This window comes from Psychrobacillus sp. (assembly GCF_032154225.1).
Classification (GTDB): Bacteria; Bacillota; Bacilli; order Bacillales_A; family Planococcaceae; genus Psychrobacillus.
In genome coordinates this window covers 1-12771 of the sequence record NZ_JALDYF010000022.1, presented here as the reverse complement: position 1 = coordinate 12771, position 12771 = coordinate 1, and the positions used below count along the sequence as shown (strand labels likewise).

Sequence of the window (12771 nt, the reverse complement as noted above, 5' to 3'; positions counted from 1 at the left end):
ATATAAAAAAAGACTTAGCATCCAAGCTAAGTCTCCATCTGATTATTCTTTTTCTCCACTCAATTTATAATGAGCGTTCCCTTCTTCTCTATTTTGGGCAATATTTTCTTTCGACTTTTGCTGAGGAGATTGGTGCAAAAGAGAACTTACATTGCGATAATTCGTAGCTGTTTCATTGCCTTTTCTGCTAATATTTTTTGTCATGCTTGCTCCACCTTTCTTAATTGAAAATATGGTAATTGCTCAATAAATTTCTTTGATTCTTCGTCGCAAAACTCATGAATCAAAGCGTATATCTTTTTTAACCTAAGATCATACGGGCTATTTTGTATGTCTGGACTAAAAAAATGTGCACCTTCCACTCGCTTCAATTGATCAAATAATTGATGAAGTATACGGATAATTCTTCTTTCTGCTGTTACTTCAAACTCCCAAGTCGATTCATCTGGAAACGCATATACTTGCCGATGGTTTAACGAAACATATACTTTACAAAGCGTCATTTTCACACATCCTTTTTATCAAGTATGTGTACAAAACAAAAAAACATGCACCACAAATGTGGCACATGTTTTTTTTATTAACCTTGAATATCTACTACTGAACCTTTGTATGGGTGTGGTGCAGCAGTCTGGGGCATATCTTCTAACAAAGCTACAGCAGATACAGCTTCCATGTTCATCGCATTTTGTAAAAGGCTTAACTGAACAGTTTGCTGTAATTGCACTAACTGTGAAGACATGATGGAATTAATATCCATAGTAATCCCTCCTTCTATACAAACATATTATCGGTCAAATAACGATAATATTAATTGCTAGATAGCACTTCATCCCAATTAATCGTTCCATTTTTTATACCTTCTCTTCGCTCTTTATGCATCGTATCGTTTGGTTTACCACCATTTGGCCAATCTTTGTCATGATTTTTCCATTCTGGACGGTCTTGCATTAAGATAAATGCTGCTAAATCTGCCGCATCTTGATCACTAAGTGTTCCACCTGCTCCAGCTGGCATGTTTTGTTGAATATAACCAGCCATTTTCGACACTCTAGCTAACCCTGCACCGTCATTAAAAGAATTATCTCCCCATAATGCTGGTCCAGTATTCGGATCTGTTCCAGAACCATCTCCGGCGTGACATGCAATACAAGACTTGCTATACAGTTCTTCTCCATCTGCCACACTTGGAGTCGGTACGTCATCCATTGAATTTTTCATTCTCCATGGAAGATCTGCCCCTACAGGAATACCTTCCGAAATGTAAGTAAAATAAGCTACCATTGCTTTCATTTCATCGCTACCTAATTCGAGTTTTTCCCCATTCATACTTCGTACCATACAACCATTAATGCGATCTTCAATCGTTACTATTTTTCCTGAGCGCGCTATGTATTGAGGATACACAGCAGTTACTCCAACAAATGAAGAAGAATCTTCATCTAACCCAGCTCCTGCATGACAGCTAGTACATGAAAGCTTGTTTCCTACATATGGATCTGCTACAGAATATGTTTCGTTCACTAAATTATAACCATATGTAATTGCTTCTCCCATTGGTCCTTCCGGTACGTCATCTAAACTTGGTGGATTATACGCAATTTGCGTTCCACTAGATTGACTTGACACTGCGACTTGCTGTTCCGGTTTTTCTACATTCATTTTTTCTGTCAATAAAACCGATCCTATAATTGTACCAATAAACAATAAGCCCGCTGCAATTCCTATTCCGTTATTCATGCTTATCGCCCCTTTCTTACTTTAAGAATATCAAGGAGTCGAAAAAACAGATGTGATATTTCTCACAAAAAGACCAATAGTTCAAGACAATGTTGGTATTTTGACTTATTTATAAATCATCCCCTATCCAGCATTGTGGACATAAAGTTGTCACTCACCTTTAAGTAATAGTTGCTTTTCCTTTTAATATGGCTCTTTATTACTTACAATAAACTTAACTAATAATTTATTGGAGTGAATCATAATGGTTTTTTGGATTTTAGGTGGCGCAGTTTTATTGAGTATTTTTGGATTTGCATTTATATATAAATTTGCGATGAATGATAAGTCTCCCGATGTTGATCCAAAGCCTAAAAGCGTTGATGGACAATGAAGCAACTAGTCATTGGAACATTTCGCTTATATCAAAAGTTTATCTCTCCACTAACACCACCAAGCTGTCGTTTTTATCCGACATGCTCGCATTACGGCATTGAAGCTGTAGAAAAACATGGCGCTGTAAAAGGTGGATACTTAACAATTAGAAGAATATCTAAATGCCATCCTTTTCATGAAGGCGGCATTGATCCAGTTCCAGAGGAATGGCCTTTGAAAAAAAAATAATTCAAAGGTTTTTTTCTTGCTTTTTTTTAAGTAGTCTTGTAAGATGAAAAAGTTACAAAAACTCAAAACGTAATGATTACTATTTAGGGGTTGGATATTTTGAAGAAAGTAAGCTTTTTATTTTTAGCACTTATATTAATTTTATCGACAGCTGCATGTGGCGATAAAAATACGAATGAAGAAACTGCGCAAAAAGACAGTACAATTACCGTTTATACTACGGTTTACCCACTGCAATATTTTGCCGAAAGAATTGGTGGAGATGCAGTAGAAGTAAAGTCCATATATCCTGCTGGTGCAAACGAGCACACTTTTGAGCCTTCTCAAAAAGATATGATGGCACTAGCGGATGCTGATTTATTTTTTTACATAGGCTTAGGTTTAGAAGGATTTGTTGAAAATGCGAAAAAGACGCTTGCTAAAGAACATGTGAAAATGGTAGCAACAGTCGATGCAATAACTGATGAACAATTAGGTTCTTCCGAACACGAAGAAGAAGAAGAAGAAGAAGAAGAAGAAGAAGAAGAAGAAGGCGAAGAACATGATCACGAAGGACACGATCATGGAGATATTGATCCACATATATGGATGTCTCCAAAAATAAGCCAAAGCCTTGCATTGTCTATTAAAGATTCTTTAGTAGAAGCTGCTCCAGCAAAAAAAGAAGCATTTGAAAAAAACTATGAGCAACTTGTCGAAGAACTAATACAATTAGACGTTAGCTTTGAAGAAATGGCGCATAATGCTCCAAATAAAACATTTTTCGTTTCGCATGCTGCATTTGGCTATATTGCAAACACTTATGGTTTAGAGCAAATTGCAATCGCAGGACTTAATTCGCAAGACGAGCCATCTCAAAAAAAATTAACAGAAATGATTGACTTAGCAAAAGAAAAAAATATTCACTATATTTTATTTGAACAAAATGTTTCCTCCAAGCTTACGGAAGTCATCCAAAAAGAAGTTGGCGCTGAAAGCCTAGTACTACATAATCTTGGGGTGCTTTCTAAAGATGATATTGAAAATCATGAAACATACTTCACATTAATGAATCGAAATCTAGACATTCTAAAAACTGCATTACAATAAAACAAGCGTGTTGTAAGGGTTTTAACCACTTACAACACGCTTTTCAACTATATTACATCCACTTATAAAGCTCTCTTCTCAAAAGCTTATTGGACGCGTTACGAGGCAAATCTTCAACAAAATGATAACTAACAGGCTGTTTGTAAGAAGCTAATTGCGTTTGCATAAACGCTTTTAAAGTTTCTTCTGTAACATCCTCTCTTAATACTACAAAAGCTACAGGAACTTGTCCCCAATTAGCATCCTCTTTCCCTGCCACACCTGCTTCTTTCACTGCTGGATGCTTTACTAACGCCTGCTCAATCTCTGCGGGATATATATTTTCTCCACCGGAAATGATTAAATCAGAGCGTCGATCGACAACAAATAAATAACCTTCCTCATCTATATATCCCATATCTCCCGTATGAAGCCATCCGTCTATTAGTGGACTTCTCGTTGCGGAAGCTCCAATATAACCAGTTGTTACATGCGGACCTTTTATACAAATCTCACCAATCTTTTCTTTTCCATCTATGCGCACATCTGCAAAAAATAAAGGCTTCCCAGCAGAACCAAGCTTTCGAATAGCATCTTCGCTCGCCAAAGTCGTCGTTTGAGATGCAGTTTCCGTCATTCCATACGTCTGCAATACAGGAATATTTCTCTCAATTGCTCTTTCCAAATAATTCAAAGGCACTGGACCTCCACCTACTAGCATTGAGTGAAATGTATTTGGAAATACAAGATTTTGCTCTTCTAATACAGTAATAATTCGTTCCAACGTAACCGCAACAACAGACATTCTTGTTACAGATCCCGATAAAATTTCTGTGACTGATTTCTCAGCATCGAACTTCGTATGTAAATTTACTGCCATTCCATATAGAACTGACCGCATTAATATCGAAAAACCACTTATATGAAATAACGGCATCGAACAAAGCCAACAATCATCTGTCTGCACACCCAAATTGAAAGCAGATCCTGTTGCATTCATCACATGATTTTCAAGTGACTGTCGCACTCCCTTTGGCTTTCCTGTTGTACCTGACGTATACATAATCGTTATCGTGCGTTCTTTCGTCCATTCATACTCTACAACAAAAGGAGTTCGTACTTCTACATAGATATCATCAAACGAGAGCTTATTAGAAAATGGCAGCGCTCTTTTTTCATGCTGATCAACAATTAAATAGTCGGGGGCACTGTCTTTTAATTGATAAACTAATTCCTCTTCGGTTAGTCGTTCATTCAACATGACAAGCTCGCATCCTAATTGCATACAGCCATGCAAAACAATTACTAATTCAGGACTAGAAGAAGCGAGTATGGCGATTCTTTTTCCTGGAGTAATGCCTTTTGTATGTAATTTCTCAGCAAATTCACTTGCCTCGTCCAACACCTTCGCAAATGTCCACTCTTTCTCTAAAAACCGTAACGCTACACGGTTCGGAGTTAAATTAGCACGCTTTACCAATAAATTCGGATACATCGGATACTTTCATCTCCTTTAGAAAAAGCTGCCCTATATTAGGACAGCTTTGCTAATTGCGTGTTCACATCAAGGGAAACGTGGGAATTGACCGAAGTCAGGTTTACGTTTTTCTTTAAATGCATCGCGACCTTCTTTTGCTTCATCAGTTGTATAGTAAAGAAGTGTAGCATCTCCAGCCATTTGTTGCAGTCCAGCTAAACCGTCTGTATCTGCATTCATTGCTGCTTTTAAGAAACGTAGAGCGGTAGGGCTCATCTCTAACATTTCTTCACACCATTGTACCGTTTCGTCTTCCAACTGCTCATAAGGAACAACTGTATTAACTAATCCCATATCAAGTGCTTCTTGTGCGTTATATTGACGGCATAAGTACCAAATTTCACGTGCTTTTTTATGTCCAACAATACGTGCTAAATAACCAGAACCATATCCTGCATCAAATGATCCTACTCTTGGTCCCGTTTGTCCAAAAACAGCATTTTCAGCAGCAATTGTTAAGTCACAAACAACATGTAAAACATGTCCGCCACCAATTGCAAAACCAGCTACCATTGCCACTACTGGCTTCGGAATAACTCGGATCAAACGTTGTAAATCCAGTACGTTTAAACGTGGGATTTCATCTTCTCCAACATATCCACCATGTCCACGAACGGATTGATCTCCACCTGAACAGAATGCTTTCTCGCCTTCACCTGTTAAAATAATTACTCCAACGTTTTTATCATCGCGCGCGAACGTAAAAGCTTCTAATAATTCTTTAACTGTTTTAGGACGAAATGCATTGCGAACTTCCGGACGGTTAATCGTGATTTTAGCAATGCCGTTATATGTTTCATACTTAATGTCTTCATATGTACGTTCTGTTACCCATTGACGTGTCATTAATAATCCTCCTCTAAAATAGCTTCCTCTATTATTGTAGCAAATATTTCTGGATTTTCCACATGAATTGCATGTCCAACGCCTTTAACTTTCACCAATCGTGCATTTGGTAACTGTTTTTTCATTAAATCTGCAATTCTACAAAACTTTTCGTCTAACTCGCCTACAATTAATACACTCGAGCTATTCATCTGCTCAAGCTTATCCCAGTAAGAAAACTGAACACCCGTGCTAAACCCTCTCAAACTATTCGCTAAACCAATTTCTGACTGCGCTAATCGCTCCGCCCGAATCATTTCCCGTTTTTCGAATGAAAGACTTTTTTGTGACTCAAATAAAGGAATCTCTTCCCAATAATCGATGAAGGAAACAATTCCTTCTTCCGTTATTTTATTAGCAAGAAGTTCATCTGCAATTTTACGCTTTGCTCTTTCCTCTACTTCTGCAAGACCTGGTGAGCTACTTTCTAGTATTAGCCTTTTCACCGGATATTTTTCAGCATAAGCGAGTGCAAGTCGCCCCCCCATGGAATAGCCAGCAAGTGTAAAGTCTGTCCAATCCTGCTGGATAAATAGCTCATGTAAATCTTCTATTTGTTCTTCTACATAATATCTCGCAAAATCATCTGGACTAAAAGTTTCCCCGTGACCGATTAAATCGATTGTAAGTACTTCAATTGTAGATGGAAGATATTTAATTACATTATCCCAAGTACTCGTGCTGCCGGTAAATCCATGGAGCAATACAAGCTTTTCTTCTGCACCACTATTAAATCTTTTTAAATGCATGGTAAGTGAACGAACTTTTACTTGTAAACTTTCCAACTAGCATCCAGCTCCTTTGAAATAGCAGTCCATAGTTTTCGATGTGTTTCGGTATTCACTTGGCGATTTGTAAACACTTCTATAATTCGTACATCCTTTGTCTTTGGCTGCTCTAGAGCAATTTGCAATTCTTTTTTAGTGTGAATTGCATCGTATTGCGCATCATACATTGCTGCAATATGAGAAAACTCTAGTCCAGTTGGCGTTCCAAATAAATGCTCAAAATAATTCGTTTCCGCGGATTGAGGTAAGTAAGAGAAAATTCCTCCTCCATCATTGTTCATCACAACAATGGTCATATCACTTTTTTGAAATCTACTCATAATAAGCCCATTAACATCATGTAAAAAAGCTAAATCTCCAATGAGTAAATAACCAGGACGAGATGTTGCTGCGTGTACTCCAAATGCAGTAGAAACGACTCCATCAATACCATTTGTTCCACGATTACAATAGATTTGTATGTCTTTCGTTGTTTTATTGAAAAACGTATCTACGTCACGGATTGGCATACTACTGCTTGCAAAAAGATCCACACCATCCAGAAGTGATTCGAAAAAGAGTCCAGCTAATGCACCTTCATCGTTCTCTTCTTTGATATATGTTTGAATACATGCTGTTGCAATATCATTTGCCTTCGACCAATCTTCTAAATAAGTAGAAGAATTTTTCTGCTCGAGTGGACTCCATAAAGATGCCGCTCCTACTTGCACATGATGCGTAACTAAATGAATTGAATCACGGAAAATAGAGCTTTCGTCCACAACGACATACACTTTTGGCTTACTCGCCTTTAAAAATAGCGTAAGTGGCTTCGAAACTGGCTGTGCCCCGAATCGAATCACTACATCCGCAACAGCAATCTTACCAAATGTTTCATTTTTAAGAATCGCATCGTATTGATCAATGCATAAATGCATATATTCTTCAGGGACCGATCCTCTTAAATTAGACAAAGGATCTACTAACACGGGCCATTGTAGACTTTTGGCAAATTCCCAAAACCCTTCCGTCGAATGAATCGAGTCACCCACGATTAAAAGCCCTTTTTCTTCGGCCATAAGTAATTTTTTATACCATGTTAGAAATTCTTCGCTTGGCACTAACTGCCCCATTTCAGTCAAGCTCATTTGAGTAGCTGATGAAGACTTCTCCATATTAATAAGTAAAGGCTCTCTAAACGGCACATTAATATGCACTGGTCCCATAGGCAATGTTCTCGACGTAGAAATAGCACGATGAATATGACGTTCGATAAAAGCTAAACCTTCTTCACTATCCTCTGGAATAGGAAAATCTACCGTCCATTTCACATGCTTCCCAAAAAGATTCACTTGGTCAATCGTTTGTGGTGCTCCTACTTCCCGTAATTCATGTGGACGATCAGCAGTCACAACAAGTAATGGCACACGAGCATAAAACGCTTCTACAATCGCCGGGAAAAAATTAGCCGCAGCAGTTCCCGAAGTACAAAGTAGCACAACGGGTGTTTTTTTTGCTTTCGCAATACCTAAAGCAAAAAATGCTGCTGAACGCTCATCAATTTGACGATACAACTTAAAATCTTCACTTTTAGCAAATGCATAAGCAAGTGGTGTAGATCTAGACCCTGGACAAATAACAACGTCTGTCACACCTGCTATTTTCACTGTTTCAACAAATCGATTTACATAAGAAGTTAAATACTCGATGTTAGTCATTCATATTTCCTCCAAGCGTTCGAAGCATTGGTCTAAACTTCACTCTTGTTTCTTCGAATTCATCTAATGAGGAAGATTCTGCGACAATTCCTCCACCAGCATACAAATAAGCATGTTCATTTTCAAGCAATGCTGAACGAATACCAACAGCAAACTCGCCGTCTCCTTCTGCATTAATCCAACCAATCGGAGCTGCATAATATCCGCGATTCATCTGCTCAGACGCACGTATAATTTCAATAGCCTGTTCTCTCGGCGCCCCACCTAAAGCAGGTGTCGGATGTAACGCTTCTACTAATTCAAACAATGATGCTTCCGTTTTAAGCCTACCTTCTATCGGCGTAAATAAGTGCTGAATATCTCTGATTTTCATTAGCTTTGGGCGTGTGGGAACTTTCACTTCCTCACAATATTGAGCAAATACTTCATGAATCATGTCCACTACGTATTTATGCTCCCCTAGATTTTTCGAATCAGACAATAAACTATCCCCTAATTCTTTATCTTCTACCGAATTTTCTCCACGTCTAACAGAACCTGCAAGCCCTGCAGATTGAGCTTTCCCATTTTCTACTTTCACCAAACGCTCTGGGGTTGCTCCAAAAAAGGTTTTATCCTCTTTTTCTAAGCCAAATAAATAACTTTCAGGCTGTTCCATCGATGCATTATAAATCGCTGTAGAAGGAGAAAATGAATGATCAAACTTCAATTTAAGTGAACGAGCAATTACTACTTTTTTCACTTCATCTTGGCGAATTCGATTCGTTACATCCTCGACCGCGTCCAAATATTCTTTTTTCAAACGATCTTCTCTTGCTATTAAGTTTGGTCTTGCATGCACATTTAGCTCCTTTACTTGAGCAGTATGAATAAGAGCATCTCTTTCAATGCGCAATCTCTCGAATGTCTCTGAGCTATCTTTTTCATCTGTTATATAATGAATACTCACAAATGCTTGTTCATTTTGAATAACTAATTGAAATGTCGATACTGCAAAAAATGCAGACGGGAATGTATCCCATTCCGATGAAATCATATTGCTTGGATCAAAAGCAAAGCCCCCAAACAGAATCGGCGAAACATCTACCTTTTCCATTAATGACGACTGACAAAGAGCCTTCCATTTTTCATCAATATCTTTGTATCTGTTTGACTCTAAATTATTCGAAATGATATGAGCATGACCTAATCCTACAAGCGTAAACGTCTTCTCTTTATTTTGCCAAAAAAAGCGCTTCCCTTTAAAACTGTCATCTCCCGCTTCAAAAAAAGCATGTGCGGACAATCTGGATACCTCAATTGTTTCCGTATAAAAACTTAATGTTCCACTCTTTTGACCGGTGGTGTTCGGCATAAAAATTACCTCCGTATATAATACCTACAATTTAATTTATCTATTGAAAACATCTACCCTTAATCATACATCTTTCTAAGCTTTTCGGCACACATTTAGATGCGAATGTATGCTAAAATTGTATTTGGATTCTTTTAAAGGAGAGAAATAATATATGTCACATGAACTTCAAACAGATAAAGGCTGGCGGATTTGGTGGAAACTAACAAGACCACATACATTAACCGCTTCATTTGCTCCAGTATTTCTAGGGACAATGATTGCACTCTATTACACAAATATTAACTGGCTATTATTTTTTGCTATGTTATTTGCTTGTCTTCTTATACAGGCAGCTACTAATATGTTCAATGAATACTACGATTTCGCTAGAGGACTAGATAGTGAGAAATCTGTTGGAATAGGCGGAGCAATTGTTCGTAATGGAGTAAAACCAAAAACAGTTCTACAATTAGCACTATTATTATACGGAATTGCTGCACTACTTGGTATTTATATATGTTATGAATCATCATGGATGCTACTAATAGTTGGTGCACTTTCTATGTTAATCGGTTATTTATATACTGGTGGACCTTACCCAATTGCCTACACACCATTCGGTGAGTTATTTAGTGGCGTATTTATGGGAATGTTAATCGTTTTAATTTCTGTTTATATTCAAATTGGCACTGTACCGAACTTTGCCATTTTACTTTCAGTTCCAAGTGCCCTTTTGGTTGCTGCGATCATGCTATCAAATAATATACGTGATCTTGTAGAAGACGAAGAAGGCGGCAGAAAAACAATGGCAATTTTAGTAGGTAGAAAAAACGCAGTTACTATTTTAGCCTCCTATTTTGTTATATCCTATCTTTGGATTATTGCTTTAGTAATCTTGCAAATTATCACGCCATGGACTTTATTAGTACTATTAAGCATTAAAAAGCCTATGCATGCCCTTAAATTATTTAGAGAAAAAGATAATCCACTCGAAGTAGCACCAGGGATGAAAGATACAGCTCTAACCAATACAATTTTCGTTTTCCTTCTTGGAATCGGTTTACTCATCGGCTTTTACATTTAAATAAAACGTTAAACAGCTAGGAAGTATTTCTACTTCCTAGCTGTTTTTATTGATGTCAGAAAAACTAACATAATTATTCAGAAAATTGTTTACATTCTGTTTTACATGTTATATGATGTTAGATATTCTTACATTAGGAGGATGGACATGAAAAAGATTGAAGCAATTATTCGCCCAGATGTATTTTCAGAAGTTCGACAAGCATTGGCTCTACAAGGGATTGACGGGTTAAGTGTGACAGAAATTGCGGGTTGTGGTCGTCAGGAGGGACGTACTGGATTATTTCGGGGTAATGAGTTTGAAATGGAGTTCTATACAAAGCTCAAACTAGAAATGGTTGTCGAAGACAGCTTAGTCGATGATACGGTAAATGCAATTCTTACTCATGCATCTACTAATGCTGTTGGAGATGGGAAAATATTTGTTTTACCTGTTGAAGAAGCAATTCGCATTAGAAGCAAAGAACGCGGGGCAATCGCCGTAAACTAAGGAGGAGAATACAATGACAGTGGAAACAGTTCAAGGCTCTATTGATATGATTTGGGTAATGCTTGGGGCAATTTTAGTGTTTTTTATGCATGCCGGGTTCGCAATGGTCGAAACAGGATTTACTCGCTCAAAAAACACACTCAATATTTTAATGAAAAATCTATTGACCCTTTCACTCGGTGCAATTTTATATTTCTTTGTTGGATTTGGATTTATGTTTGGTGAATCTGCTTTTGGTGTAATTGGAACAGATGGATTTGCACTCTTCGGTAGAGAAGATATTGCATTTTTCGTATTTCAATCTGTGTTTGCAGCAACATGTGCCACCATTATTTCTGGTGCAGTTGCCGAACGTATGAAATTATCCTCCTACCTTCTACTAGTTATCGTAATGGCAGGTGTCATTTATCCCGTAGTAGGACACTGGGTTTGGGGTGGAGGCTGGCTTTCTAAATTAGGATTCATCGACTTTGCAGGATCTACAGTTGTTCATATGACTGGAGCAATCGGTGCTTTTATTGCCGTGCTAATGATTGGTCCTAGAATCGGTAAATACAGCAACGGCATTGTAAATATTATACCTGGCCATAGCATTCCTCTAGGTGCATTGGGTGTGTTCATACTATGGGTAGGCTGGTTTGGATTTAATGGAGCAAGCACATTAACAGCTGACCCTGCACTCGTTCCACCTATTATCGCAAATACATTATTTGCTGCCTCCTCAGCAGTTCTTTCTACAGCTCTATACACGAAAATTAAATATAAAAAACTAGACGCTTCTATTACATTAAACGGCGCATTAAGTGGCTTGGTAGGAATAACAGCTGGTTGTGCAAATGTATCATTAATTAGCGCAATTATTATCGGTTTGATTGCAGGTATTTTAATGACAGAAGGAATTCGCTTCTTAGATGTAACACTAAAAATGGATGATCCAGTTGGAGCAATTGCTGTCCATGGAATTACGGGTATTTGGGGTACATTAGCTGTAGGTTTGTTTGACACGTCAAATGGACTTTTCATCAATGGTGATATGGGTTTACTAGGAATCCAAGCGATTGGCATACTAGCAGTTATCATTTGGACTTCTACTACAGTATTCGGTTTCTTATATATAGTAAAAATATTTACTCCTCTCCGCGTTACAAAAGAAGAAGAAATAACAGGACTAGATTTTACAGAGCATGGATCACAAGCGTACGAATTAAATGATGTTTTCCCTGGCGTTAAAAAGAATGCAGAAGAGTTTGCACAACGTTTAACGCAACTAGGAAAAGGTTATTAATATTAGAGGAGCTCTTATATAGGTAAAATTGAAAAATTCTCAGTTCAACTTCTTTTGGAGGCTGTAAGATTAATGTATCTTTAATCTTACAGCCTCCAATTTTTTAAAAAACATATACTGAAAGCCTTTATAGTAACCATAAGACCTTTATAATTTCACAAAAAAAGAGAAGGCAATCAAATGAATGATTGCCTTCTCTACTCTATGACCCCTACGGGATTCGAACCCGTGTTACCGCCGTGAAAGGGCGGTGTCTTAA

At 37.7% G+C, this 12771-nt stretch carries 15 protein-coding genes; 6 read left to right on the top strand and 9 right to left on the bottom strand.

Going from position 1 to position 12771, the window contains the following annotated elements; all coding sequences use genetic code 11:
- Positions 1–42: 42 nt before the first annotated feature.
- The 4 genes from RUH95_RS19015 to RUH95_RS19000 form a co-directional block, all read right to left on the bottom strand.
- Positions 43–204 (bottom strand): hypothetical protein, encoded by a 162-nt coding sequence (locus RUH95_RS19015; RefSeq protein WP_313894480.1) that lies wholly within the window; start codon positions 202–204, stop codon positions 43–45.
- Complete coding sequence (locus RUH95_RS19010; RefSeq protein WP_313894479.1) at positions 201–503, bottom strand: transposase; 303 nt, start codon at positions 501–503, stop codon at positions 201–203. Before RUH95_RS19010 ends, RUH95_RS19015 begins: the two co-directional genes overlap by 4 nt.
- A gap of 77 nt (positions 504–580) precedes the next feature.
- Positions 581–760: a putative motility protein gene (locus RUH95_RS19005; protein WP_313894478.1), complete on the bottom strand. Its 180-nt coding sequence runs from the start codon at positions 758–760 to the stop codon at positions 581–583.
- A gap of 50 nt (positions 761–810) precedes the next feature.
- Positions 811–1740, bottom strand: coding sequence for a c-type cytochrome (locus tag RUH95_RS19000; protein ID WP_313894477.1), 930 nt, complete (start codon positions 1738–1740; stop codon positions 811–813).
- A gap of 244 nt (positions 1741–1984) precedes the next feature.
- On the opposite strand from RUH95_RS19000, the gene RUH95_RS18995 reads away from it, so the two are divergent.
- The 3 genes from RUH95_RS18995 (at position 1985) to RUH95_RS18985 (ending at position 3432) form a co-directional block, all read left to right on the top strand.
- Positions 1985–2113, top strand: coding sequence for a hypothetical protein (locus RUH95_RS18995; protein ID WP_313894476.1), 129 nt, complete (start codon positions 1985–1987; stop codon positions 2111–2113).
- Positions 2110–2343: a membrane protein insertion efficiency factor YidD gene (gene yidD, locus RUH95_RS18990; protein WP_313894475.1), complete on the top strand. Its 234-nt coding sequence runs from the start codon at positions 2110–2112 to the stop codon at positions 2341–2343. The genes RUH95_RS18995 and yidD overlap by 4 nt, the downstream gene beginning before the upstream one ends.
- A 99-nt stretch (positions 2344–2442) precedes the next feature.
- Entirely contained in the window at positions 2443–3432 is a 990-nt protein-coding gene (locus RUH95_RS18985) for a metal ABC transporter solute-binding protein, Zn/Mn family (RefSeq protein ID WP_313894474.1), read from the top strand.
- Between the two features lie 52 nt (positions 3433–3484).
- Here the strand turns inward: RUH95_RS18985 and RUH95_RS18980 are convergent, their stop codons facing one another.
- The 5 genes from RUH95_RS18980 to RUH95_RS18960 form a co-directional block, all read right to left on the bottom strand.
- On the bottom strand, positions 3485–4906 hold the full coding sequence (locus RUH95_RS18980; RefSeq protein WP_313894473.1) for an o-succinylbenzoate--CoA ligase: 1422 nt from the start codon (positions 4904–4906) through the stop codon (positions 3485–3487).
- A gap of 69 nt (positions 4907–4975) precedes the next feature.
- A complete protein-coding gene (menB, locus tag RUH95_RS18975) occupies positions 4976–5794 on the bottom strand; it encodes a 1,4-dihydroxy-2-naphthoyl-CoA synthase (protein WP_313894472.1) in 819 nt (272 codons plus the stop codon).
- Entirely contained in the window at positions 5794–6618 is an 825-nt protein-coding gene (menH, locus tag RUH95_RS18970; RefSeq protein WP_313894471.1) for a 2-succinyl-6-hydroxy-2,4-cyclohexadiene-1-carboxylate synthase, read from the bottom strand. Before menH ends, menB begins: the two co-directional genes overlap by 1 nt.
- Positions 6600–8318 carry a 2-succinyl-5-enolpyruvyl-6-hydroxy-3-cyclohexene-1-carboxylic-acid synthase gene (menD, locus tag RUH95_RS18965; RefSeq protein WP_313894470.1) on the bottom strand — a complete coding sequence of 573 codons (1719 nt, stop codon included), beginning with the start codon at positions 8316–8318 and terminating at the stop codon, positions 6600–6602. The genes menH and menD overlap by 19 nt, the downstream gene beginning before the upstream one ends.
- Complete coding sequence (locus tag RUH95_RS18960; RefSeq protein WP_313894469.1) at positions 8311–9672, bottom strand: isochorismate synthase; 1362 nt, start codon at positions 9670–9672, stop codon at positions 8311–8313. The genes menD and RUH95_RS18960 overlap by 8 nt, the downstream gene beginning before the upstream one ends.
- 154 nt (positions 9673–9826) lie before the next feature.
- Here RUH95_RS18960 and RUH95_RS18955 point away from each other — a divergent pair, with 154 nt between their 5' ends.
- The 3 genes from RUH95_RS18955 (at position 9827) to RUH95_RS18945 (ending at position 12512) form a co-directional block, all read left to right on the top strand.
- A complete protein-coding gene (locus tag RUH95_RS18955; RefSeq protein ID WP_313894468.1) occupies positions 9827–10738 on the top strand; it encodes a 1,4-dihydroxy-2-naphthoate polyprenyltransferase in 912 nt (303 codons plus the stop codon).
- 147 nt (positions 10739–10885) lie between these two features.
- Positions 10886–11227 (top strand): P-II family nitrogen regulator, encoded by a 342-nt coding sequence (locus RUH95_RS18950; protein WP_313894467.1) that lies wholly within the window; start codon positions 10886–10888, stop codon positions 11225–11227.
- Between the two features lie 19 nt (positions 11228–11246).
- Positions 11247–12512 carry an ammonium transporter gene (locus tag RUH95_RS18945; RefSeq protein WP_313894509.1) on the top strand — a complete coding sequence of 422 codons (1266 nt, stop codon included), beginning with the start codon at positions 11247–11249 and terminating at the stop codon, positions 12510–12512.
- Positions 12513–12771: the final 259 nt, after the last annotated feature.

What these genes read in the sequence shown, in the direction of transcription:
- RUH95_RS18950 (WP_313894467.1), top strand. Translation starts at nt 10,886, where the DNA reads ATGAAAAAGATTGAAGCAATTATTCGCCCAGATGTATTTTCAGAAGTT.
- RUH95_RS18980 (WP_313894473.1), bottom strand. Translation starts at nt 4,906, where the DNA reads ATGTATCCGAATTTATTGGTAAAGCGTGCTAATTTAACTCCGAACCGT.
- menB (WP_313894472.1), bottom strand. Translation starts at nt 5,794, where the DNA reads ATGACACGTCAATGGGTAACAGAACGTACATATGAAGACATTAAGTAT.
- RUH95_RS18960 (WP_313894469.1), bottom strand. Translation starts at nt 9,672, where the DNA reads ATGCCGAACACCACCGGTCAAAAGAGTGGAACATTAAGTTTTTATACG.
- menD (WP_313894470.1), bottom strand. Translation starts at nt 8,318, where the DNA reads ATGACTAACATCGAGTATTTAACTTCTTATGTAAATCGATTTGTTGAA.
- yidD (WP_313894475.1), top strand. Translation starts at nt 2,110, where the DNA reads ATGAAGCAACTAGTCATTGGAACATTTCGCTTATATCAAAAGTTTATC.
- RUH95_RS19000 (WP_313894477.1), bottom strand. Translation starts at nt 1,740, where the DNA reads ATGAATAACGGAATAGGAATTGCAGCGGGCTTATTGTTTATTGGTACA.
- RUH95_RS19015 (WP_313894480.1), bottom strand. Translation starts at nt 204, where the DNA reads ATGACAAAAAATATTAGCAGAAAAGGCAATGAAACAGCTACGAATTAT.
- RUH95_RS18955 (WP_313894468.1), top strand. Translation starts at nt 9,827, where the DNA reads ATGTCACATGAACTTCAAACAGATAAAGGCTGGCGGATTTGGTGGAAA.
- RUH95_RS19010 (WP_313894479.1), bottom strand. Translation starts at nt 503, where the DNA reads ATGACGCTTTGTAAAGTATATGTTTCGTTAAACCATCGGCAAGTATAT.
- RUH95_RS19005 (WP_313894478.1), bottom strand. Translation starts at nt 760, where the DNA reads ATGGATATTAATTCCATCATGTCTTCACAGTTAGTGCAATTACAGCAA.
- RUH95_RS18995 (WP_313894476.1), top strand. Translation starts at nt 1,985, where the DNA reads ATGGTTTTTTGGATTTTAGGTGGCGCAGTTTTATTGAGTATTTTTGGA.